General features: G+C 56.1%; 26 protein-coding genes and 4 pseudogenes. 22 read left to right on the top strand and 8 right to left on the bottom strand.

Annotated features, from left to right (window positions below):
• Positions 1-34: 34 nt before the first annotated feature.
• Positions 35-463 carry a PAS domain-containing protein gene (locus tag ACE4QZ_RS23060; RefSeq protein WP_021784280.1) on the bottom strand — a complete coding sequence of 143 codons (429 nt, stop codon included), beginning with the start codon at positions 461-463 and terminating at the stop codon, positions 35-37.
• A gap of 115 nt (positions 464-578) precedes the next feature.
• Here ACE4QZ_RS23060 and ACE4QZ_RS23055 point away from each other — a divergent pair, with 115 nt between their 5' ends.
• Positions 579-1,034, top strand: coding sequence for a flavodoxin (locus ACE4QZ_RS23055; protein ID WP_021784279.1), 456 nt, complete (start codon positions 579-581; stop codon positions 1,032-1,034).
• A 21-nt stretch (positions 1,035-1,055) separates the two neighbouring features.
• On the opposite strand, the gene ACE4QZ_RS23050 is transcribed toward ACE4QZ_RS23055, so the two are convergent.
• A complete protein-coding gene (locus ACE4QZ_RS23050) occupies positions 1,056-1,937 on the bottom strand; it encodes a LysR family transcriptional regulator (RefSeq protein WP_021784278.1) in 882 nt (293 codons plus the stop codon).
• A gap of 97 nt (positions 1,938-2,034) precedes the next feature.
• On the opposite strand from ACE4QZ_RS23050, the gene ACE4QZ_RS23045 reads away from it, so the two are divergent.
• From ACE4QZ_RS23045 to ACE4QZ_RS23030, 4 genes and pseudogenes are all read left to right on the top strand, one after another.
• Complete coding sequence (locus ACE4QZ_RS23045; RefSeq protein ID WP_021784277.1) at positions 2,035-2,421, top strand: CidA/LrgA family protein; 387 nt, start codon at positions 2,035-2,037, stop codon at positions 2,419-2,421.
• Positions 2,411-3,097: an LrgB family protein gene (locus ACE4QZ_RS23040; RefSeq protein WP_021784276.1), complete on the top strand. Its 687-nt coding sequence runs from the start codon at positions 2,411-2,413 to the stop codon at positions 3,095-3,097. Before ACE4QZ_RS23045 ends, ACE4QZ_RS23040 begins: the two co-directional genes overlap by 11 nt.
• Before the next feature lie 176 nt (positions 3,098-3,273).
• Positions 3,274-4,179 (top strand): alpha/beta fold hydrolase, encoded by a 906-nt coding sequence (locus ACE4QZ_RS23035; protein ID WP_021784275.1) that lies wholly within the window; start codon positions 3,274-3,276, stop codon positions 4,177-4,179.
• 518 nt (positions 4,180-4,697) lie between these two features.
• Positions 4,698-5,114 (top strand): annotated as a pseudogene (locus ACE4QZ_RS23030) (hypothetical protein); the annotation flags it as partial.
• On the opposite strand, the gene ACE4QZ_RS23025 reads toward ACE4QZ_RS23030, so the two are convergent.
• Positions 5,045-5,878 carry an IclR family transcriptional regulator gene (locus tag ACE4QZ_RS23025; RefSeq protein WP_021784273.1) on the bottom strand — a complete coding sequence of 278 codons (834 nt, stop codon included), beginning with the start codon at positions 5,876-5,878 and terminating at the stop codon, positions 5,045-5,047. The pseudogene ACE4QZ_RS23030 and the gene ACE4QZ_RS23025 sit on opposite strands and share 70 nt — an antisense overlap.
• 112 nt (positions 5,879-5,990) lie before the next feature.
• Between ACE4QZ_RS23025 and hmgA the strand changes: the two genes are divergently transcribed.
• From hmgA to maiA, 3 genes are read left to right on the top strand one after another with little or no spacing between them, the layout of a single operon-like run.
• Complete coding sequence (hmgA, locus tag ACE4QZ_RS23020) at positions 5,991-7,292, top strand: homogentisate 1,2-dioxygenase (protein ID WP_021784272.1); 1,302 nt, start codon at positions 5,991-5,993, stop codon at positions 7,290-7,292.
• Positions 7,293-7,295: 3 nt separating this feature from the next.
• A complete protein-coding gene (gene fahA / locus ACE4QZ_RS23015; protein ID WP_021784271.1) occupies positions 7,296-8,588 on the top strand; it encodes a fumarylacetoacetase in 1,293 nt (430 codons plus the stop codon).
• Positions 8,589-8,600: 12 nt separating this feature from the next.
• On the top strand, positions 8,601-9,233 hold the full coding sequence (gene maiA / locus ACE4QZ_RS23010; protein WP_103463059.1) for a maleylacetoacetate isomerase: 633 nt from the start codon (positions 8,601-8,603) through the stop codon (positions 9,231-9,233).
• Here maiA and ACE4QZ_RS23005 read toward each other — a convergent pair.
• Positions 9,227-10,033, bottom strand: coding sequence for a SirB1 family protein (locus ACE4QZ_RS23005; protein ID WP_021784269.1), 807 nt, complete (start codon positions 10,031-10,033; stop codon positions 9,227-9,229). The two genes, maiA and ACE4QZ_RS23005, sit on opposite strands and share 7 nt — an antisense overlap.
• A 124-nt stretch (positions 10,034-10,157) precedes the next feature.
• Here ACE4QZ_RS23005 and ACE4QZ_RS23000 point away from each other — a divergent pair, with 124 nt between their 5' ends.
• Complete coding sequence (locus ACE4QZ_RS23000; protein ID WP_021784268.1) at positions 10,158-11,177, top strand: Leu/Phe/Val dehydrogenase; 1,020 nt, start codon at positions 10,158-10,160, stop codon at positions 11,175-11,177.
• Positions 11,178-11,234: 57 nt separating this feature from the next.
• Here ACE4QZ_RS23000 and ACE4QZ_RS22995 read toward each other — a convergent pair whose 3' ends face one another.
• The 3 genes and pseudogenes from ACE4QZ_RS22995 to ACE4QZ_RS22985 all read right to left on the bottom strand — a co-directional run bounded on the left by ACE4QZ_RS22995 (position 11,235) and on the right by ACE4QZ_RS22985 (position 12,818).
• The gene (locus ACE4QZ_RS22995; RefSeq protein ID WP_021784267.1) at positions 11,235-11,498 is read right to left on the bottom strand and encodes a YebG family protein; all 264 of its coding nucleotides are present in this window, start codon (positions 11,496-11,498) and stop codon (positions 11,235-11,237) included.
• A 657-nt stretch (positions 11,499-12,155) separates the two neighbouring features.
• Positions 12,156-12,419: a DUF3077 domain-containing protein gene (locus tag ACE4QZ_RS22990; RefSeq protein ID WP_021784266.1), complete on the bottom strand. Its 264-nt coding sequence runs from the start codon at positions 12,417-12,419 to the stop codon at positions 12,156-12,158.
• A 157-nt stretch (positions 12,420-12,576) separates the two neighbouring features.
• Positions 12,577-12,818, bottom strand: a pseudogene (locus ACE4QZ_RS22985) (hypothetical protein).
• A 449-nt stretch (positions 12,819-13,267) separates the two neighbouring features.
• On the opposite strand from ACE4QZ_RS22985, the gene ACE4QZ_RS22980 reads away from it, so the two are divergent.
• The 13 genes and pseudogenes from ACE4QZ_RS22980 (at position 13,268) to ACE4QZ_RS22920 (ending at position 21,504) form a co-directional block, all read left to right on the top strand.
• Positions 13,268-13,738, top strand: coding sequence for a phosphate-starvation-inducible protein PsiE (locus ACE4QZ_RS22980; RefSeq protein WP_003251685.1), 471 nt, complete (start codon positions 13,268-13,270; stop codon positions 13,736-13,738).
• 563 nt (positions 13,739-14,301) lie between these two features.
• Positions 14,302-14,561: pseudogene (locus tag ACE4QZ_RS22975) on the top strand (hypothetical protein); the annotation flags it as partial.
• A 60-nt stretch (positions 14,562-14,621) separates the two neighbouring features.
• Entirely contained in the window at positions 14,622-15,257 is a 636-nt protein-coding gene (locus ACE4QZ_RS22970; RefSeq protein WP_028697470.1) for a hypothetical protein, read from the top strand.
• Between the two features lie 268 nt (positions 15,258-15,525).
• A complete protein-coding gene (locus ACE4QZ_RS22965) occupies positions 15,526-15,729 on the top strand; it encodes a hypothetical protein (RefSeq protein WP_135192689.1) in 204 nt (67 codons plus the stop codon).
• Complete coding sequence (locus ACE4QZ_RS22960) at positions 15,714-16,499, top strand: hypothetical protein (protein ID WP_101196266.1); 786 nt, start codon at positions 15,714-15,716, stop codon at positions 16,497-16,499. Before ACE4QZ_RS22965 ends, ACE4QZ_RS22960 begins: the two co-directional genes overlap by 16 nt.
• Positions 16,500-16,850: 351 nt before the next feature.
• A complete protein-coding gene (locus ACE4QZ_RS22955; protein ID WP_135192690.1) occupies positions 16,851-17,219 on the top strand; it encodes a hypothetical protein in 369 nt (122 codons plus the stop codon).
• Between the two features lie 60 nt (positions 17,220-17,279).
• On the top strand, positions 17,280-17,894 hold the full coding sequence (locus tag ACE4QZ_RS22950) for a hypothetical protein (RefSeq protein WP_410480193.1): 615 nt from the start codon (positions 17,280-17,282) through the stop codon (positions 17,892-17,894).
• 84 nt (positions 17,895-17,978) lie between these two features.
• Positions 17,979-18,353 carry a hypothetical protein gene (locus ACE4QZ_RS22945; RefSeq protein WP_021784081.1) on the top strand — a complete coding sequence of 125 codons (375 nt, stop codon included), beginning with the start codon at positions 17,979-17,981 and terminating at the stop codon, positions 18,351-18,353.
• Positions 18,354-18,489: 136 nt separating this feature from the next.
• Positions 18,490-18,600, top strand: a pseudogene (locus ACE4QZ_RS22940) (RHS domain-containing protein); the annotation flags it as partial.
• Positions 18,564-19,163, top strand: coding sequence for a hypothetical protein (locus ACE4QZ_RS22935; protein WP_021784082.1), 600 nt, complete (start codon positions 18,564-18,566; stop codon positions 19,161-19,163). The pseudogene ACE4QZ_RS22940 and the gene ACE4QZ_RS22935, both read left to right, overlap by 37 nt.
• Positions 19,164-19,545: 382 nt before the next feature.
• Positions 19,546-20,064: an SMI1/KNR4 family protein gene (locus ACE4QZ_RS22930; RefSeq protein WP_101196246.1), complete on the top strand. Its 519-nt coding sequence runs from the start codon at positions 19,546-19,548 to the stop codon at positions 20,062-20,064.
• A 252-nt stretch (positions 20,065-20,316) separates the two neighbouring features.
• Complete coding sequence (locus tag ACE4QZ_RS22925; protein ID WP_410480192.1) at positions 20,317-20,532, top strand: hypothetical protein; 216 nt, start codon at positions 20,317-20,319, stop codon at positions 20,530-20,532.
• A 522-nt stretch (positions 20,533-21,054) separates the two neighbouring features.
• Positions 21,055-21,504: a DUF6386 family protein gene (locus ACE4QZ_RS22920; protein ID WP_101196244.1), complete on the top strand. Its 450-nt coding sequence runs from the start codon at positions 21,055-21,057 to the stop codon at positions 21,502-21,504.
• A 269-nt stretch (positions 21,505-21,773) separates the two neighbouring features.
• Here the strand turns inward: ACE4QZ_RS22920 and ACE4QZ_RS22915 are convergent, their stop codons facing one another.
• Positions 21,774-22,064 (bottom strand): DUF3509 domain-containing protein, encoded by a 291-nt coding sequence (locus tag ACE4QZ_RS22915; RefSeq protein WP_101196243.1) that lies wholly within the window; start codon positions 22,062-22,064, stop codon positions 21,774-21,776.
• Between the last annotated feature and the right edge of the window lie 42 nt (positions 22,065-22,106).

Here is a 22,106-nt window from a genome sequence, read left to right as displayed (position 1 = left end):
TTCAACGGAATTGACCGTGCGTGGCGAACTTGGTTCAGGCGCGTTCGTCGGGTTTCGGACGAGCGCGCAGTGCTGCCAGCTCCCGTTCCAGTTCGACCTGGCGGCTGACGTCTTTCTGGATGCCGATGAAGTAAGTGCGCTGGTCGAAGTCGCTCCTCACCGGCGTGATCGACAGCTCGTTCCAGAAGGCGCTGCCATCCTTGCGATAGTTACGCAGCACTTCGCGGCATGGGCGGCCCTCGGCCATGGCCTTGCGGATACGTGCGCGGCCAAGCTGGTCACGGTCGTCAGCCTGCAGAAACCGGCAATCCTGATAGAGAATCTCGTCACGGCTGTAGCCAGTGAGGCATTCGAAAGCGGCGTTCACGTAGATTAGGATGGTGTCGTCGCCTTCCTGTTCGGCAACCACGATGCCGTCATTGGACGCATCGACCATCGATTGCAGCAATTGCGCGTTGATCATGTCCGGGCCATAGGTGAAGGAAAACGGAAGATGGCGACTTTGGTAAGGGCGGCCTTTTGCCAGCGTTGAATGCTAGTATCCTACTTTTTCACTCAGTTTCGGAATCCTCTACTCGATGAAAGTCGCCATTATTTCCGGCTCGGTCTATGGCACCGCCGAAGAAGTCGCCCGTCACGCTGAATCGCTGCTCAAGGCGGCGGGTTTCGAGGCTTGGCATGCTGCGCGTGCCACCCTTCAGGATCTTCAGGGTTTCGCCCCCGACGCCTTGCTGGCCGTGACCTCGACCACCGGTATGGGTGAGCTGCCGGACAACCTCATGCCGCTGTACAGCACCATTCGTGACACACTGCCCGCAGCCTGGCGTGGCTTGCCTGGCGCGGTGATCGCGCTGGGCGACTCCAGTTATGGCGATACCTATTGCGGTGGTGGCGAGCAGATGCGTGAGCTGTTCGCCGAACTGGGCGTGCGCGAAGTGCAGCCAATGCTGCGCCTGGATGCGAGCGAGACGGTGACCCCGGAAGCGGATGCCGAGCCTTGGCTGGCTGAGTTGGCGAGCGCACTGAAAGCCTGAACCGGCACCTGTGCAGGCGTGTTAGCTGTGCGGCTCGCGCAACAAGGCCAGCCACGCCTGCGCTGCCCGTGACAGGTAGGCGCCGCGTCGCCAGATAAACGCGATGTCCCAGCGCAAATCTTCCTGCGTATTCAACGGCACACGCACCACCCCGGGGCGCTCCAGCGCTTTTGCCACTACCCGGGGCAGCATCACCACGCCCTGGCCCGCTGCAACCAGCGCTGCCAAAAAATCCGCCTGCCCGCTGCGTCCGCCTTCCTTGGGGGTGAAACCCTGCTGCTGGCACGCCTTCAGCAGCCGGTCGTTGAGCACAAAACTGCGCTGGTACAGCAGAAAAGGTGTATCGGCCAGTTGCTCCAGGGCCACAGCGTCCAGGCCCGCCAAGGCATGGCCAGCCGGCAGCAACGCATCCAGCCGTTCGTTGCAGAAAGGCTGGTAGTCGAATGCCTCGTCGGTAGGCGTCAAACAGCCGCCCAGTTCCAGTTCGCCACTTCTGACCGCCTGTTCGATGCTGCGGCTGCCGCCTTCCAGCAGCTGGATGGCGATGTTCGGATGACGCCGCCGGTACTCGGCGAACAAGCCGGCGAACAACGTGTCGCTGCCAAGCATCGGCAAGCCCAGGCGTAGTTCGCCACGCTCCATCTGGCTGAGATCGTCCAGCTCGTTGAGCAGCGCCTGGCGCTGACGCAGCAAGGCTTCGCCACGCTCCAGCACGATGCGGCCGGCAGCGGTCAAGTGCAGTTGCGAAGCCTGGCGCTCCAGCAGCGGCTGGCCCACATCTTGCTCAAGCTGGGCCACTTGCTTGCTCACGGCCGACTGGCTGATGTGCAGGGTCTGTGCCGCCTGGGTAAAACCGCCACGGTGGACCACTTCGATGAAGCTGCGCAGTTGTTTGAATTCCATGCTTAGGATTCCATTTTGGAATGGTGAGCAGTCTAACAATTCGCTTCTGGCCTAGGCAGCCAAATCTTAAAATGAGGGCCTGTCGAGGAACCCCGCCATGAAATCTGCATTATTGAAAAAAGCCCTGCGCCTGCTTGTCGAGCTGGCGGTTCTCTGTGCGCTGTTCCTGTTAGGTGGCCAGATTGCCAGTTGGCTGGGCTGGCCGATCCCCGGTGGTGTGATGGGCCTGGCACTGCTGTTGATACTGTTCGCTTCGGGTGTGCTCAAACCGGCCATGCTGCAATTGGGTGCTGGCTGGCTGATGGCTGAGATGCTGTTGTTCTTCATCCCAGCGCTGATGAGCCTGCTCGACTATGGCTCACTGATCCGTGATGAGGGCTGGCGCATCTTGCTGGTGATCGCCGTGAGCACGCTGATGGTGATGATAGTGACCGCCATGACCGTTGAGCTGGTGTGCCGCTGGAGGTTGCGCCATGAGCCTTGAACCCATGCCGCTGTTCTGGTTGGCCTTGACCTTGCTGGCTTACCTGGGCAGCCGCTGGTTGTACCGGCGTAGCAAACGCTACCTGCTGTCACCGTTGATCCTGGTGCCGGTGTTGCTGTTGGCTGTGGCCGTGCCACTGCATACAGCCTATGCCGAGTATGCGCGCAACACCCACTGGTTGATGAGCGTGCTCGGCCCGGTGACCGTAGCCTTCGCGGTGCCGATCTGGCAGCAGCGGGCCATGCTGGCGCGCCACTGGCCGGCCTTGATGGTGGGCATGGTCGCTGGCAGCAGTGCCTCGATCGCCAGCTCCTGGGGGCTGGCGCACCTGTTGGCGCTGGACAGCGCAACCAGCCTGTCGCTGGTGCCGCGCTCGATCACCACGCCATTTGCCATGCCCTTGGCCCACGACCTGGGTGGGGTGCCAGAACTGACCGCGGTGTTCGTGATGTTCACCGGCGTGCTCGGTGCCATGTTCGGCGGTGTGCTGTTGCGTTGGTTGCCGCTGCGTACGCCGCTGGCACGAGGTGCGCTGTTCGGTGTTGGCGCGCATGGTGCCGGGGTTAGCCGGGCGCAGGAAGTGGGCCGTGAGGAAGGCTCGGTGGCCGGTCTGGTGATGGTCCTGACCGGGCTACTCAACCTGTTCGCGGCCCCCTTGTTGGCCTTGCTCCTCTGACCGTTCGTGCCACTGACTCGCTCAGTCATCAAGCTGGCTGGCAACGCAAGTTCCAGCCAATGGGCTGCTGGCTAGACTTTGCCTCGACATAGAGAGCACATGTAAGTGCCGAGGTGACATGCAATGAACGCAGCCTTGCCCTATTCCGCCAACACCACAACACCGGGACCCTTCTGATGCCTATGGCCGAGATTCCATTGTGCGTCTGGCGTACCCGGGCACAGAGTTTCATCTTCCGGGGCCAGAGCATCCGCTACTGGACCGCAGGGCAAGGAGAGCCTCTGCTTCTGTTACACGGTTTCCCCACCGCCAGTTGGGACTGGCACTACCTGTGGGGCCCTCTGAGCCAACGTTTCCGGGTGATCGCTTGCGACATGCTTGGCTTTGGTGATTCGGACAAGCCCGTCGATCACACTTACAGCCTGATGGAGCAGGCAGACCTGCAGCAGGCATTGCTTGCCCATCTGCAGGTCGCGCAGCCAGTGCATCTGTTGGCCCACGACTACGGCGGCAGCGTGGCTCAGGAACTGCTGGCGCGACACCATGAGCAGCGTGCCGACATTGGCAGCTGTGTGTTCCTCAACAGCGGGCTGTTCCCCGAAAGCTGCCGCATGCTACTGATCCAGAAGTTGCTGCTCAGCCGGTTTGGCTGGCTGGTCGGGCGCTCGTTCGGGCGTGACGACCTGGTGCGCAATGTGATGCAGGTCTACGGCCCCTGCACCCATCCCAGTGAAAGCGCGCTGGATGACTTCTGGAGCCTGATCGCTGCCAACCGGGGCACGCGCATCCTGCACAAGCTGGTGGGCTACATGCCGGAGCGCAGGTTGCACCGCGAACGCTGGGTAGGGGCGATGCAACGTAAAGGCGTGCCGCTGCGCTTGATCAATGGCATTGTCGACCCGCTTTCCGGCGCGCACATGCTTGAGCGCTACCGGCAACTGGTGCCGGAGCCGGACACCGTGCAGTTACTGGGCATTGGCCATTACCCGCATACGGAAGCGCCAGTGCAGGTACTGCGCCACTACCTGGCCTTTCGTGAGCGGCCGCTGAGCTATTACCCGCCGAAAGTGGCGTGGTCATGACGAGGCCTTTGCGCTGATGAGAGTGACAGCCACCTGACGGGCAGGATGCATTTTCAGACATCAAAAAAAAGGCCGCTGCAAGCCGCAGCGGCCAATCGAGACGTCAGATCAAGGAGCTTCAAAATCTACGTCGGTGAACCTAGCAGGCTTGAAAGGCGGGGGGGAGAGCCCTTCAAGCCGGCCAGTGAGTTAAGAATAAGCGCTTGATCCGTCTGGAAAAATAGCTTCTGTCGACATTCACCTTTACGTTTCGGGCAACAGTGCCAAGTGCTGGGTAAGCTTCCCTGCGCTATTGCCTTTCTCATCCGTTCACTCGAACAGAACCCGGACGCACCTGCGGATTTTCTGATCTACAGCCTGGCCAGCGGTTGCTGGTTCGATACTGAACGCGCGCGCGCTGCCCGTGAACTCGTCCCTGCCTTTGCTGAAAGCAGACCATCATCAAAGGGCACCCCACGTATTACACCTTTTCCGGCTTTGCCCGCATTACTTCGGCTACCGGCCAGGATATCTCGCACCTGGTGGAGTGGGAGATCGTACTGGCCGGCATCCTCAGCGTGCCGTTTCCGCTGGCGGCCATGGCCGTCGGGCTGTTCTGTGCGGCCAGGTCCTGCGTTACCGGGGCCATCGCGTGGAGCGATGGCTACCGTTCGGCCGCCTTGCTGTCGTTCGCGGCGGGGGGGGCAGGAACGGTGGCTTCCACGGGGGGCTTGGTACGGCTCGGTGCCGCGCAGAAATACATCACCGTGCTTTCCCGGGCAGAGGTGTCGCAGCCCACGGCCTTCTCGCGTGTGATCGGGCGGCTATGCGATGACTACGGCGATTTGGTGAGCGAGGTGGCGCCCGCCCTTTATGACGGTTTCTCTCAGGAACTGCTCTGGCTGGTCGAGGAGGAAACGCTAGACGTCGAAGCGCAGTGTGGGTTGCCCGCGTAACCCATGCGCCAGCTCACGGTTCGTGCGGCCGTGAGCAGGCGCTGCGCCGCCGGCCCATGTTCATCGGCATGGAAGATCGACGTCGGCCCGACCACGGTCATCACCGCGGCGATCTGCCCCATGGCGTTGAATACCGGCGCCGACAGCGCATCCACCCCCGGCATCAGCAGGCCATGCACATGGTGCAGGCCCTGTTCGCGGATGCCGGCCAGCAGTGTGTGGTAGTCACTGGCGGTTTGTTGCAAAGCGGCCAGTTCCCTGTCGCGCAGTTCCTGGGTTTCTCGCTCGGGCAGGTAAGCGGCGAATACCAGCCCGGTGGACGAGCTGAGCAACGGCAGCACCGAACCGATCTGGGTCACCACGGTGACCGCGCGCACGGCAGGTTCAATGCTTACCACCGTGGCCCCCTGGTTGCCCCACACGGCGATGAAGCAACTTTCGTTGAGTTCATCTCGCAACTGCGACAACGGCATCCCCGCCACCTTGAGTACATCGATGCTGCCCAGCGCCGCCAGCCCCACCCGCAATGCTTCACGCCCCAGCCCGTAATGGTTGGTGGCCGCATCCTGTTCGGCAAAACCACTGGCAATCAGCGCCTGCAGGTAGCGATGCACTTTGCTCGCAGGCATCTGCACGTGTTCGGCCAGGCGCGATAGTGAAGTCGAGGGTGAGAGTTCGGCGAGGGCCTTGAGGATGTCGGTGCCGACTTCCGCCGAGCGGACCTTCTGCTTGCCGGTGTCGGTGGGGGAGTTGGCTTTGGCCATGGGAGGGGAGGTTCCGGATTTATCGTGTCGCCTTTATAGCTTGACGCCTTGAGCGGAGCAAATTACGTTATTCGTAATCTGATTACGATAAAAACAAAATCCGGAGGCATCGATGAACCGCGACACGTCGCCCGACCTTCACTACCTGAGCGGCTTCGGCAACGAATTCGCCAGCGAAGCATTGCCTGGGGCGCTGCCTGTCGGGCAGAACTCCCCGCAGAAGGCCCCGTATGGCCTGTATGCCGAGCTGCTGTCGGGCACGGCGTTCACCATGACCCGTAGCGAGCTGCGCCGTACCTGGCTATACCGCATTCGGCCTTCTGCCTTGCACCCACGCTTCGAGCGCCTGGCGCGCCAGCCGCTCGGCGGGCCCCTGGGTAGCATCAACCCCAACCGCCTGCGCTGGAGCCCGCAGCCGATTGCTGCTGAACCGACCGATTTCATCGAAGGTTGGCTGCCCATGGCTGCCAACGCCGCCGCGGAAAAACCGGCTGGCGTGAGCATCTACATCTACTGCGCCAACCGGTCCATGGAACGGGTGTTCTTCAACGCCGACGGTGAGCTGCTATTGGTGCCGGAACAGGGCCGCCTGCGCATCGCCACCGAACTGGGCCTGATGGAGGTCGAACCGCTGGAAATTGCGGTGATCCCACGTGGCATGAAGTTCCGCGTCGAACTGCTCGACGGCCAGGCACGTGGCTATATCGCGGAAAACCACGGTGCGCCGCTGCGCCTGCCGGACCTGGGCCCGATCGGCAGCAACGGCCTGGCCAACCCCCGCGACTTCCTCACGCCCGTGGCCCGCTACGAAGAAGCCGAAGGCCCGGTGCAACTGGTACAGAAGTTCCTGGGGGAACACTGGGCCTGCGAGCTGCAGCACTCGCCTCTGGACGTTGTGGCCTGGCATGGCAGCAACGTGCCGTACAAGTATGACCTGCGCCGCTTCAACACCATCGGCACGGTCAGCTTCGACCACCCGGATCCCTCGATCTTCACTGTGCTCACCTCGCCCACCAGCGTGCATGGCATGGCCAACATGGACTTCGTGATTTTCCCGCCACGCTGGATGGTGGCCGAGAACACCTTCCGTCCGCCATGGTTCCACCGCAACCTGATGAACGAGTTCATGGGCCTGATCAATGGCGCCTACGACGCCAAGGCCGAGGGCTTCCTGCCGGGTGGTGCCTCGTTGCACGGGGTGATGAGTGCCCATGGCCCCGACGCCGAAACCTGTGAAAAGGCCATTGCCGCCGATCTGGCGCCGCACAAGATCGACAACACCATGGCCTTCATGTTCGAGACCAGCCAGGTGTTGCGCCCGAGCCTGCAAGCCCTTGAGTGCCCGCAATTGCAGGCCGACTACGATAGTTGCTGGGCGACCTTGCCGAGCACCTTCAACCCGAACCGGAGATAACCCATGAACCACACTGCCAATGCCCGTAGTTGGGTCGAGCACGCCAACGGGCACAGCGACTTCCCGCTGCAGAACCTGCCATTGGGCATCTTCAGCCGGCCGGGTGAAGCCAGGCGCTGCGGCGTGGCGATCGGCGACGCGATCCTCGACCTGGAGGCGGTGCTGGCCGCTGGTCTGTTCGATGGGGCGGCCAAGGCCGCCGTTGAAGCCACCCGCGGCGGGTCTTTGAACGCATTCTTCGCTTTGGGCCGCAATGCCCGCGTAGCCCTGCGCGAGCGTTTGCAGGTGCTGCTTGGTGAGCACAGCGAACACCAGGCGGCCTTGAATCCGGCGTTGTTCCCGGCCAGCGACTGCCAGTTGCATGTGCCGGCGCAGATCGGTGACTACACCGATTTCTACGTTGGCATCGAGCATGCGAAGAACGTGGGTAAGCTGTTCCGCCCCGACAACCCACTGTTGCCCAACTACAAGTACGTGCCGATCGGTTATCACGGCCGCGCCTCCACCATCCGCCCGTCCGGCACCGACGTACGCCGGCCCAAGGGCCAGACCCTGCCGGCCGGGCACACCGAGCCGAGCTTCGGCCCTTGCGCTCGCCTGGACTACGAGCTGGAGCTGGGTATCTGGATTGGCCAGGGCAATGACATGGGCCAGGCAATTCCGATAGGCGATGCCGCCGAGCACGTAGCCGGCCTGTGCCTGCTCAACGACTGGTCGGCGCGCGATATCCAGGCTTGGGAATACCAGCCACTGGGGCCGTTCCTGTCCAAGAGCTTCATCACCACCATTTCGCCCTGGGTCGTCACCGCCGAAGCGTTGGAGCCGTTCCGCTGCGCCCAGCCGGCCCGCCCGGAAGGCGACCCCCAGCCACTGTCGTACCTGCTGGATAAGCGCGACCAGGCCAGCGGTGCATTCGATATCGAACTCGAAGTGCTGCTGCTGACCGAGCGCATGCGCGAGCAGGGCATTGCCCCGCACCGCCTGACCCTGAGCAATACCCGCAGCATGTACTGGACCGTGGCGCAGCTGGTGGCGCACCATAGCGTCAACGGCTGCCAGTTGCAGCCGGGTGACCTGTTCGGTTCGGGCACGCTGTCGGGCGCCACGCCGGGTTCGTTCGGTAGCCTGCTGGAGATCACCGAAGGCGGCAAACTGCCGGTCGAGCTGGCCAGCGGCGAGGTGCGTAAATTCCTCGAAGACGGCGACGAAATCATCCTGCGTGCCCGCTGCACACGTGACGGCGTGGCCAGCATCGGTTTCGGTGAATGCCGCGGCACGGTCATCGCAGCCAACTGAGGAGGCAGGGGTATGGAGCTGTACACCTATTACCGTTCCACCTCGTCCTACCGGGTGCGCATTGCCCTGGCACTGAAGGGGCTGGCTTACCAGTCCCTGCCGGTCAACCTGCTGCAGGGTGAGCAGCGCGGCGAGGGCTATGTAGCCGTCAACCCGCAGGGCCGCGTACCGGCCTTGCGCACCGACGGTGGTGAGGTGCTGGTGCAGTCGCCGGCGATCATCGAGTACCTGGAAGAGGTTTATCCACAGCCTGCGTTGCTGCCAGCCACAGCCGAGGCACGGGCCAAGGTACGGGGTGTGGCGGCCATCATTGGCTGCGACATTCATCCGCTGCACAACGTCAGCGTACTCAACCGGCTGCGCCAGGCCGGTCAGGACGAGGGGCAGGTCAACCAGTGGATCGGCCACTGGATCAGCCAAGGGCTCGCGGCAGTGGAGCAACTGATTGGCGATCACGGTTTCTGCTTTGGTGAAACACCTGGGTTGGCGGATGTGTATCTGATCCCGCAGTTGTACGCGGCCGAACGCTTCAACATCGACCTCGGCAGCTTTCCACGCATCCTGCGGGTTGCCGCACTGGCGGCCGCGCACCCGGCGTTCGCCAAGGCCCACCCCGCCCAGCAGCCGGACAGCCCGGCTCAGTGAAGTGAGCGGTTCGCCGCCGGAAGCTTGCCGATTCGCTCGGACAGCTTCAGGCGCTGGACCGGGTCTTCCGTCAGTAGCAACGCATGCTCCAGGTCGAAGCGTTCGGCCTGCGGGCAATCCAGATGATGGTAGAGCGAGGCGCGGGTCATGTAGTCGCTCACCTGCACCGGGCCCAACAGCATGATCCGCTCTGCATCGATCAACGCCGCCAAGTGGTTGTCGTTACTGATGTGCAGCTGGCGCAGGTTGCGTGACAGGCGTTGCAGCATTTGCAGCGGGCTGGCGCTGCGCAGGTGCTCTGCTGTCAGCGCCTGGTGCGGGCCGAACTGGCGCGCCAGCAACTCTCGGCAGTCGCTGGGGTATAGGCGCCGGCCGCCGCAGGGGTCGAGCAGGTGGTCTGCACCCGGCACGCGCAGCAGGAAATGGCCAGGGAAGCCCACACCCTCCAGCGGTATGGACAGGCGCCTGGCCAGTTCCAGAGCGAGGATGGCCAGTGTCAGGGGTTGGCCCCGGCGGCGCTGCAGTACCTTGTCCATCATTGCTGCATGCGGGCGCAAGGGGTGGTATTCATCTTGCTGAAAGCCCAGCGCATTGAGCTGGCGCAGCAGTGGCTGGGCCAGTTCGCATAGTGGAAGCATCGGCAGGTTGGCGCTTATCTCGCGCTGCAGGTCGTGCAGCGCAGCAAGGCTGGCCGCGGGCTCGACACCAGGGTCGTGCTCGGCGGCAATCCACAATGCGGCTTCCAGCAGGTCGACAGGCTCGCGTTCCAGGCAGGCCAGGCAGGCTTGACGTGGCTTCATGGGGCATCTCCACACACGCTTGAGTATTAGCCGTGGCGCGCGGTTTCGTCCAGTGGTCCGGCGGCGGCGTCAACGCCGAGGCCGTGCCTATACTGGAAGGAGCACCTCGTAGGGGAGCCGGTCGATGTTCGCGCTGATGCAAAGCACCCGTACCCAGTCACTGCACTTGTTCAATGACCCGCCTACGGGCCTGAAAGCCGTTGTGGCAATCCACAGTGAGCAGTTGGGCCCGGCCATGGGTGGGTGCCGTTACCTGCCTTACGCCGATGACGAAAGCGCCATGACCGACGCTATTCGCCTGGCTCAGGGCATGAGCTACAAGGCAGCACTGGCCGGCTTGCCGATGGGGGGTGGCAAAGCGGTGATCATGCGCAACCCCCATGTGGAAAACCGCGCCGCGCTGTTCGAAGCCTTTGGCCGCTTCATCGATACCTTGAATGGGCGCTTCATCATTGCCGTGGACAGTGGCACCTCCACCTTGGACATGGACTGCATTGCCCACAGCACTCCCTATGTGACCAGCACCACTGCCTCGGGCGACCCATCGCCGCATGCGGCGATGGGGGTATTCGCAGGCATACGTGCCACTACCTCGTTCCGGCTGGGCAGCGATGACCTAAGAGGCTTGCGGGTAGCGGTGCAGGGGTTGGGCAATGTCGGTTATGCACTGGCGGAGCAATTGCATGCGGTGGGCGCGGAACTGCTGGTCAGCGACCTGGACCCGGGGCGGGTGCGGCTGGCGATGGAGCAGTTCGATGCCAAACCGGTGACCAACGATGCGTTGATCAGTACCCCTTGCGATATTTTTGCACCCTGCGGCGTGGGCCCGGTACTGAACGGGCAGAGTGTGATGCAACTGCGTTGTGCGGCAGTGGCGGGGGCAGCCAACAACCAGCTGACTACCTTGCAGGTGGCAGACCAACTGGAGTCGCGCGGCATATTGTATGCACCTGACTACGTGATCAATGCCGGTGGGCTGATCTATGTGGCACTCACCCACCGTGGCGAAGACCAGCGCACAATTACTGCGCACCTGGCGCGGATCCCTTCACGGCTGACTGAAGTGTTTGGCCATGCGCAGGCGGAAAAGCGTTCGCCGGCAAGGGTGGCGCAGATGTTGGCGGAGCGGTTGTTATATGGCTGAAGTTGATGATGGTGTTGCTGACCACTTCGCGGGCAAACCCGCTCCCGCACCTTCAGATCACTCGGCAGCAGCATCCTCAAGCAACTCGGCCAACGCATCCGGCTGGCTTTTGAACGCCCGGGCGAACACGTCACGGTTCTTTGCCATGTAGATACCGGCTTCCTCGACCTGCTGCTCAGTCAGCGACGGCACCGCCTTGTGCAGTACTTCTGCCAGGCGCTCGGCCAGTTCGAGCATTTTGTCGTGACGGTCTGCTTCGGCCTTATCCATGAACAAGCGCTCCGGGTCGCGGCTGCTGCGGTACACCACTTCGACGGCCATTCATCACCTCTATGCCTTTTTGCTGGTTGTGTTGCGATTTACTGTATCTATATACAGTAATGGCAATGCTGGTTGGTGCGCAAGCAGAAATTGTAGCGTGGTATAGACCGGGCGAATGCGGTGGCGGCTGCGACGGTGAATGGCGGGGGGATATTGGCCGGCAGGTCCGGCCTATTCGCGGGTGAACCCGCTCCTACGGGGGCGTTAACGGCTGGATTTTGCGTCAGGCACGTGATCGCAAGGAAAGCAGTCTGGCTCAAGGCATGCGCTGTAGATGTAGATGCTTTGTTGGCGGTCAAGCTTTTCTGTGGGGGGCTACGGCCGATTGTGTCAGGGCGGCAAGGCGCCTGCCTTGGTTTTTGCGGTGTTGCGTAGATCGAGCGCCGCCCGCGCGGCGCATCGCGAGCAAGCTCGCTCCTACATTTGTTTCGGGCCAATTATTCCTGGCGCAGACGCGCACGTCCCCTTGGCGCTCACCTCGATATCGTGGGGGACAAACAGGGCGGTCGCGCGCGTAGGCACAGGCGATACTGGCCCGAAACAAATGTAGGAGCGAGCTTGCTCGCGATGCGCCGCGCGGGCGGCGCTCGATCTCACAGGCGCTGAAACTGCTGCGGCAAACACATAGAGGCCTTCACCAAACCTGAAGCGAAATCCTCACGGCTTCATACCCAACTCGGCATCATCCATCAGCGCCTTGGCCATGGCACTCAGATAATGGGCCGCCCAGATCATCATGGGCCTCTCCTCCATCAGGCCTGTGATGGTCAACTCCCGCACATAGCCCATCAATTCCGACGACTGCTCGCGGGCGTCCCTGCAGGGGATGCCGGGCTCGATGCGGAACAGTGGATGGGTGCTGTTTTCGCCTTGATAGAAAGTGGTCTTGCCGACGGTGAATTGGGTGTCTTCTGTTGTCATTGTTCAATCCCCTGAAGTTTCTCTAGTGCCTGGGCCGACCCTTTCGCGGGCATGCCCGCTCCCACAGGCTCCCACAGGTACTGTGCAAGTCTTCAAGACTGTGGTGATCCTGTGGGAGCCCGCGAAGAGGCCGGCCCTCCCGGCGCATTAACCAGCCTTAGTGCGAAGTCCTGTGCTCAGCGGGCATCTGCACCTGAACCAGTGCCGACTCAAGCAGAGCCCGCAGCGCCTCCAGTTCATGCATCGAGGTCATCATCAGGATCGAAACCGGTGACTTGGGCTGAAGCAGCAACGCCTGATGCACCACGGTAGCTGCGCACAACGCGTAGTCGGTGGCCTGGATCAGGGTGTCTTCGAGGGAATGGGGGTATGGGGTGGATCGGGAACTATTTTCAGCATGGTGAAGGCCTGTTCAAAGTTGGGGCCACCACCTCCTGCTGTCAAACAATGAGGCGGCAGCTGTACATGGGTTGACAGACCGGTGAACAGAACCAAAAGCCGGCGCACACGAGGTGCCCCATGACAGCTGCCATAAAGGCAAAGCCATGTGGTTAGTTCAGGGCGGCCTGTCAAAGCCGATCGCTGACTGGCAGCGACGACCCCAGACTAGTGCGCATGCCCGAACGCCACAATGGCAGGGAGTATCTTTGGGAAATGCCCTACAAGGAAGGGGCTAAATCTGATTTTTCCCCAAGCACGGCCGTGCATTTCTGCAATGCGCCATGCCTCAAGGTGCCTTGCGGCAATCGGTCGCCTTCCAAGACAGGGGCTTGGCCCTTTAACTGCATGGCACAAGCGTCACATCAGCGACGCATCATCCTTAAAGACGTATCGGGGAATGGAACATCGTGAACATCAAATGGGCAGAAAAACTGCGCAAGGGCCTGCACGGCTCGGCCGACTCGCTGGGCAACCTGTGCGTTGAGGCGTTCCATTACCTGGCGCTGTTCGGCATTGGCGCCATCACCGCCTACGCGGCAGTCGTGACGTTCCTGGACATGCTGGGCAAGGGCGGGATCAGTGTCGATGACATCCTGCTGTTGTTCATCTACCTGGAGCTGGGGGCGATGGTGGGGATCTACTTCAAGACCAACCACATGCCGATCCGCTTCCTGCTGTACGTGGCAATCACCGCGCTCACTCGCCTGCTGATCGGCGATGTTTCGCACCACAAGGCACCGGACGAAGGGCTGCTGTACCTGTGCGGCGGCATCCTGCTGCTGGCGTTCTCGATCCTGGTGGTGCGCTACGCTTCGTACCGCTACCCCTCGACCAAGGTGCTGGACGCCAATGGCAAGGCAGTGGAGGAGGGCAAGTAGCCCTCAGTTGGCCAGGTCCAGGGGCATGGAAATGCCACCAGGACGTGGGTAGCTTCGATTTCTATTACCGAGGCTTCTGAAAATCGACAGAGCGCGCGTCACCCCAAAGTGCCGCGCCCCGTTCCCAAAGCCCGGAGATTCTCTGGCTTGTGGCTTTTTAATATCGCGCCAGGTGGCGTGTAACCCACAAGGTCCAAGGCCTGCACACGGTTGACACCGTGACCCACAAGCCTATTTACTCGGCAGCTCTCAAGGATGGCAACCTAGCACGTGGATTGAAACCTGACGTGCGTTTTCAGGGAGATGCTGATGATCAGGGCAGGTCATGACGCTGTCGCGAGCCTGTCCGAACTTGGCGAACAGGGGTTATCCTTCATGTTCGAAGCGGCCAGGTTCGGCGACGAGATATCGCACACCAGCGCGCTGGGGGGGCGTCCTGATCGGGGCCGCCCTGGGGATTACGCTGGTGGCCACGGTGGCGATCGCCACGTTAAAGCCACTGACCAGGGCCGCGAAGTCCCGTTCGTGACCCTGCAACCGGGGTATCGCATCTACCAACCCTGTTCTTCTTCGGCGAAGTGTCAGACACCGACACCGAATTGCGCCGTAACGTATCGAGAACGTCCTCGGCCACTTTCTGCTCTTCAGCCGCATGCCCGACGGCACGCTGACCGACATCAGCGCTACCGGTGGCACCCGTGTGCACCTGCACTGCGACAACCCGCTGGGTCGCCTGACCAACCTCAAGCACGTGGTGAACAACGAAGCGGTGGAAACGCTCACCCAATACCGCTACGACGAACACGGCCAGCTATTCAGCGTTCCGCGAGAGAAAGCCTGAAAATAATACGTTTGTAGTGGATGCGATCACTGGGAGGCCTTTGTGAGTGGTTCCAATTATTACGTTTTGCGCTACAACCCACAGGAAAGTGGCTGTCCAATCGTGTTGTCAGGTTTTTTTAATTGTAATGAATTTGAATGGGATCCGTTTGAGTCAAATCCGCTGGAATTAAATATAGCGAAACAATATGTTTTGCAATTGTCCGGGCTAGAAATGGAGTTGTCGGATCTGGAGTTTGATTACTACAGCATCGGTGATACTTTTGTTTCCAGGGAATTTTTAGCGGTTTGCGATAAGGTTGGAGGGAAGTATAAGGCTATTCCCTTGCAAATAACCTATAAGGAGCAGTGTAGGCAAGGGGACTTTTTCATTTTTCTTCCTGGTGAAAGTTTAGCGGCTATGGATAAGGTTGAGTCGGTGTTCGAAACATCCAAGGATCTGGAAACCGGTCTCGAAATTGAAAGTAACATTTATACGGGGGGTATGAATATTGATGCTATAAGTAGGTTTGTGGTTTCCCCGGAGCTGCAGTCGGATATTTTTAGATGCCAAGAAACCTTGGAATTGTTTTGTAGTGAGAGGTTCAAGTCAGCGGCAACTGGCTTGAAGGGTGTTTCGTTTGAAAAAGTTGATGATAATTATTCGTATGATACATGGGCTGAATTGAGCGATATTTGAAGGTTGTAAGGGTCTTATGCAAGGGGCTAGGGGGACTCCGAACAATTACTCAGTAATCCGCAATAAACCACGTGCTGACCTGCTCGAATGACTTCCATAGGAGCTGACCTAGGGTAGTGCACTGGACTGTGAATACGACCCGCTCAACTACCTGACAGATCATGTGCGCCTACCGGATGGGCGCCTGAACTAACTGAACTTGGATGGCCGACGAGGTGTTTTAACTCAACGTCCAGATGTTATGGCTGCTGATGTTAACGGGAAGTTCATGATCGGACTTGTATCCAATGCAGGTATGGGCAAAGAGCTTCCTGCGCTTACATCGCGTAATGAAACGGCAATGAGTAACTTGCCTCTTGGTAAGCAAAACGAGATCTTGGTGTCAGAGCATCCATATAGTGCCTCTGATATGAAGGATATGTTTGATGATTTTATTACTGGAATATGGGTCATTTTATGTCCATTTCGTTAGCTTTGTACGGTATTGAGGGCGTCACCCCTAGACTGGCTCTGAAATTTGCCAAACACTATTTTGCTTGTCTGCATTTGTCGATAACGGGTGCGGCTTATCTTAAATACTTGAACGATGGGGATCATGTCGGTGACCATGATTTAGTAATGGTAGAAATAGCCGAGCTCGAAGAGAAAATAAACAACGGTATTGCTACGGCTTTTAGGGTATACAACGAGGCAGCAGGTGCTATCCCATGGTCTGCATCCTTCGGTTACACTACGAATGATTTTGGCGGCTTTTATCATTTTGATGGTCAGTGCTCTGGTGATCTTATTGAATTAAAGGGCATGATAAGTTTTATTAAAGACGTGTGTGCTGATATTGCTGTGCCGTATGGGATGATCTATAAGTGCGAAAAAGTAAGTAAAGCATTTAGTTATGCGGCTGGCAATAATATGGTCACGATGTATTCGTATGAAAATTCGTCGGCGTTCAAGAAGGAAGTTCCCGGCAGATTTCAGGGGCGAGAGCGCTATAAAGAGCATCTATTGCGAATGGTCTATCCCGTTAACGTAATAAGTAATAAGCATTTAGAGATCGACGTTGGGGGCGTGGTGCTGAAAGACTGGATTGGTGAGAGTGTGGGGCGAGGAAAACTCGAAGCTTTAACTTCTTCTACGTGGTTGTGGTATGTAGAGGCTGATCAGCTTGAAGACGTAAATAAGTCTCTGGGTGAGGCAGGTATTCTAATTTCGTGGAAAAAAATGGAAGGCAGAAAGCGGTTTTGAGTTATGTAGAGTAAAGTTTGGTGGCTGCTATTTCGGCGTGATGTCGTAGGTGCAGTTGCTCCTGCTTTCTGTAAAGGTATGTTTCAATAATGTGTCATGAGCGGGTGATCGTTAAAAATGGAAGGAGCGATTGCGGGGCTGTAGTCGCCCCAATTTACCGATATACCACATCGATGATTATCGAAGTGAACTTCAAATCCAAGTACTTATAGTGCAATGACGACGCACAGATCGAGCGTTTTTGATCGTTGTGACAGACGCGCTTGACCAGCCCGCGTCGCTGGAACGCAAGCCGGACGGTGAATTAGAAGCGTATTGAATGGTTCATGCGGATAAATATTGGAGAGTGCAATGAGTGATATTGAAATTGCGCTGAAAGAGCTGAGCGCCGTACATGCCAAGTATAATCTTTCTGGGCGGTTTTTTGCGTCGAATGATGTATCTGTTCGCTGGCCTGCAGAACTTCCACACTCTACTGAACTTGATGTTTTTTATAATGGGTACGAGCCGGACGGGGTTAAAATCGAGACTGGCCTTACGCCTCTGAAACTATTTGACATGGTAGCGCTAAGACAGGCACAGATTGGGGTAGTTATGCGCCGTTGGCGCGGATTGATCAAGTTGAATACCACGCAGCATCTTGGAAGTGGGACCGTTGAATCATATAGTGGTACGGTAGCTAAGTTGAAGCTTGATAATGAAAATGCTCGCGGTAAATAACTTGGTGACAAAGGAGCCCTGCACGATGCAATATTTTACGTCCTTAGGTATCGGTGAGTTATGAGTTCAGAGGATCGGTTGTATTTTGAAAGTGTTTTGCAAGAAGAGCTAAGGGGCGTTGCCTCAAAGTTTGATGGTGTGGTGGCGTCAAAGAATAAGCTGAAATTTAAATATAATAAAAAGAATGTGGCTGAGCTGTTCTTGGATTATCTCGCGCGCGTAGATTCTTATGTGCTTGCTGGGATAGTTTTTGGAGGGGAGCTCTTTGAGTACGCGTCAAAATTCACGCCTCCTTACAAAAGTAATTTATTAAGTGATGGCTGTTTTTCTTTCATCTCGTCAGGTGAGCAGAGTAAACGGTTCAGTGGTGAGTTTGGAGGAGCGATAAGGACGCCGGCTCCTGTTTTGGCGGGTGAAGTTTGTACTCATATCCGGCTTGTTCTGGAGGAGTTCTATGTCCCCCAAATGTTAGCCGCTATCGTGCCGACAGATAGGACTATAAGTGACGTTGTCTTGTCAGCAGGTGACTACTCGTATCCCGCTGTATTGATACATTGTGCTGCTAAGTTGGGTGGGTTGGCTGGGAATGAGGTTAAAATAAAAGAGGCGATGTCCTCAAAGAAGATTGTAAAGTGCAAGGCCTACGATGTCCCGTTGCTCGGCGGGCTTTTGTAATGCTTTTGTAGCGGCTTTTTGAGGATGACTGGCTGCGCATTTAGGTATTAATGCAGGAAATTGACTTAGAGAGGGTGGGCTTGGATGAGAATTGGCTCTTTGGATGATCTGAAGTGCAAGATTCAGCAAGATAGTTTTTTTGAAGATGTTGTATCAAGTGTGAATGATTGGAATGAAGCATTAGATAGGCGTGATGACGATGTCTTCGACTCCGTATGGAACGATGCATTTGAGGAATTAAAAAACCTTGAGTACTCATCTGAAAGCGATGAAAAGGCTGTAAGTGAGATTCGAGAGTATGTCTTTAAGAAAATATATGAGTTGGTTCGTAGTCCGGATGTCGCAGGATATATTTCGGATGACATAGGGTTGGTGGCTGAGTCGATATCTAAGTCATGCAGTATTGAATGGGTGGGAAAGTTATTTGATATTTATTGCGCTGGAGAATTTCCTAATTAACGAGTTTTTGAGGCTTTGCGCGTTTTTTTCGTTGAACATCGGAGTGTGGAGGAGCAGGCTAGCGTGATTCTGGTTAGATGATATTTTCGTGCTTTCCGAGTTGTTGCCTGCCTTTTATGGTGGGGCGTCGCCTGGGCAGAAGGCCTGCTACTTTCATACGGATCAGATTGGTACACCGTTGGAGCTGACGGACAGTGATGGTAAGTTCGTTTGGCAAGCGACTTATTGGCCATGGGGGGCATGTTAATGAAGCTGATTGAGCCTGTTGATAATTATCCTGAAAAATATTGGCTTTCCTATGATCATGTATTCAGCATAGATCACCTGAGTTTTCAAGAGTGTAAATTAATTTCGGGCTCTGATTTGCCGGTTCAGCTTTCACTCAAGAAAAAAGTCAGCTTGAGCGCATTTAGGAAGTATGACTATCTTTTCAGTGATGGGCCGGACATTATAACGTCTGACCTTGTCAATATTTTTCTTGGCATGGGGCTTGAAGATGAGATTCAGTTTGTCCCTGCACGTGTTGTGATCAATGGCGATGTGCATAATGATTATTATGCAGTGAATTATTTGGCATCAGAAAGCGCTTTTGATATGGAAGAGTGCATTTATAAGCCGTTAATAAAGTCATTGCCTGGCGGGCCTAAAAAATTCAGTAGGATCGTTCTGCAGGATATCGAACCAACTCATTCGATTTTTCGCGCGCTGGAAAGCATGTCACGCATTGTCGTGTCGAATCGGGTAGCTGAGTCACTTCAGGGTAAGTCTGTGATTGGTATTTGTTTTGTTGAAGGTCGGGATGATATGTGAGTTTGTGTTTTCTAAGGGCATTTTCGGATGTATTAAGGGGCTTGACGTATGGTGACTGTAGAGGATGTACGCGTTTGGGTGAATGATAGAGCATGCGGTGACTTGTTGAGTTTTGTGGCTAAAAAATGCCGTTAAATTTTTAATATGATTCGGTTTCTGATGTTGTTTTGCAGTTTGATGCTAATAAGCTGAATTTGGCGAAGCTGGAGTGGGCCTGCTTGGCCACTGTCGCTCGAGAGGCCAAGGCAAACTATTAGAGAAAATGCTTGGCATCATCAGGAAAATATGAAGACGATACCGGAAGCGCCTAGAAAAACACAATAGGCTTACGTTGTCGGGTGGTGTTAAAAATATGAAATGAAGCTGTTAATAGGATAGAAAAATGCCTGTAGTTTACAAAGCTGGTTTGACTGATGCTGAGATAAACTCACTTGAGGCAGCAGTTAATGTTGCCTTGCCTGTTGCGTATAGAAATATATTGGCACGCATGAATGGTTTTTATTTGACTGAGCCTGACTTTGGGCAGTTGCCGTTGAAGTCTGTTCAAGACGGGCGCGTGAGTTTTGATCGTCTGTTTGGGGTTATACCTGGAGAGGAATGTAATGATCTTATTAGCTTTAATCATGAGTTCATTTCTGAGCTGGCATTTGTTGATGGCGTTTTGGCGATTGGGGAAGATGGGGGAGGGAATCCTTACGTGATTGTTACTGAGTCCGGGCGAGAAGGGGTTTATTATTGGGATAGGACCCACTTTCATGACTCTGACTCTATTAATAAATATGATATAGCGGAGCAAGGTGATAGCGGTCACCTTTATAAAGTGGCACAAGGTATTGATGAGTTTTATTCTTTGATTTTAGCGTCGCTGCCCGATGAGGTTGAAATGGTGGAAGAAAATTGAGGCGGGTGGTGATGGAGTGGCACGTTGACCCACAATGTGACATTGATATAAATGATAAGCGTAATGGGATTTGGCTACCGGATACAACCGCTGCGGCTCACAAAGGTACGGGCGTGCTCGGCAAAGGATATAAGTAATATATATTTGATAAGCTTTCCGTAACCAATGGCCGAAAGGGGTTCCTGAACGCATTTTTCGAGCGTAAGCAGTCGCTGTTTGAGGGTGTTTCATTTAAAACGATTAGGTAGATCTATGCTGATAGAAGATTTGAAGCGTTTTAAAGATGAGGTTGTCAAGAAAGCTGAGGACGCTTCCTTTGTTTTGGCTTCTGATACGAATTGTGCCAATGCTTCGAGTGTTAAGTGGTCGAAAGGGGGCGGTATTTCTTTTATTCCTTATGAGTTGGAAATGTCGGGTATAAAACCCAGCAGGCTGTCCGCAAAGGAGCCTGTAAGTAAAAAAATATAAACAAATATTATTATGTGGAGGGGCAGTTAAATAAGGTAGATGTCTACAATGCAAAGGGTGAGATCCATGGGTTCGAATATTTTTTCTATGATGATAGGCGAGCGTATTCACTTAAAATTAATCGGCACGGCGAACGTTTGTGGCTCAAGGTAATTGATATAGAGCAAGGGGAGGTACGTAAAGCTTGCAGGATTGATTTTGACTCGGAATTTTGGACGCTAGGTTACGAGTGGAGTGAAGGGCGTCTCCAGGAGATTCTGACGTTTTCGTCTAACAGTTTGCCTGGCATCAAGATATATCCAGTTTTTGAGGAAAATAATCTTGTTGGCTTATTTACTTTGCGTGGTGAAGAGAGAATATATGTTTATGATGAGCGGTAAGTTCTAGGTCGCTAAATCGTGACGGCTAATGTTCGGTAATCACGGGTTCGGGATAAGTGTCGGGGTGTTTTTGTAATAATGATGCAGCCCGTTATTTGATCAGTTATGAGGTTGGGGTGACCTGATAATATGGGGGTGATTCATGAGTATCGAGTTTTCTGTGGTTGCAGATACGGCGACTTTAGCGATATTTGATTTGAAGGCAATTCGCCATAGAGTGAGTGATTCATTTGATTGGTGGAGTATTCAAAGTGATGAAATTTCTGAGATGAATGAGGGTAATATCGCTTTTTTAAATTTAGGTGAGGATGGTAGGTATAAAGTGAAAGTTGAAGACAGTCTATTAGATCCGAGCGGGGGGATTTACTTGAAGGTTCCTTCCGGGCGAGTGTTCGTAGGTGCAGGGGAAGATACTTCCGGAGGGGGGCTGGAGCCTGATGGCTCGAGTACAATACAAGGCGAGTTTCTTAGTCTCGAAGCAGGTAGCTATTATATGAGTTACAAGGTCGAGAGTGGAGTGATCTGCTTGGCTTTCTCGTCCAGTAGCAAGTTTAGTAATGATCTTGCAGATTCGATAAGGCTTGCTATTTAGTTCCTGAAGTGGTTTGAGGTTTTTGGGTTTTAGGAAAGTGCTCTTTAACAGCTGGGATATGAGTAGTTGACGAAAGACGTCAGCCTGGCTCAAAGGTTGGCGGGAGTTGCATAATTATTTGTTGAATTGGTTCATAAAACAAATTAAATCCGCATGAGCAGGTTTACCTGGTGTGCACCGAAGCGGTGGAAACGCTCACCCAGTACCGCTACCCCTCAACCAAGGTGCTGGACGCCAACGGCAAGGCAGTGGAGAAGGGCAAATAGCCCTCATTTGGCAACCAAATGGCGCGGTTCGTGGCGGGCGTCACGGGTCAGCGCGGCCAGCACTTGCAGGGGGTTCTGGCTGAGTTCGATCGCAAGGCCCAGGCGGATGCTGTCGATCACCCGCTGCAGGCGCACCGGGTCGTTGCGTTGGGCCTGGGTGATGAGGCGCTTGGCGACCACGCCGGCGTCGTCGGACAGGGTCAGCATGATGCTGCCGTCAAGGTTGGTAATGCTCAGGTTCACCCGGTATTCGGGGGCGAATGCAGCACTGATTCGTTCGAATGGGTTATTCATGGTCTTGCTTCTGCGTTGAGTGAATGCAGAGGTTGACCGGGA

Origin of the sequence: Pseudomonas sp. DCA-1 (assembly GCF_046523955.1) — a bacterium.
Taxonomy (GTDB): Bacteria; Pseudomonadota; Gammaproteobacteria; order Pseudomonadales; family Pseudomonadaceae; genus Aquipseudomonas; species Aquipseudomonas putida_Y.
Note: the sequence above shows the minus strand (reverse complement) of the source record. Positions and strands in the feature narration are given on the sequence as shown.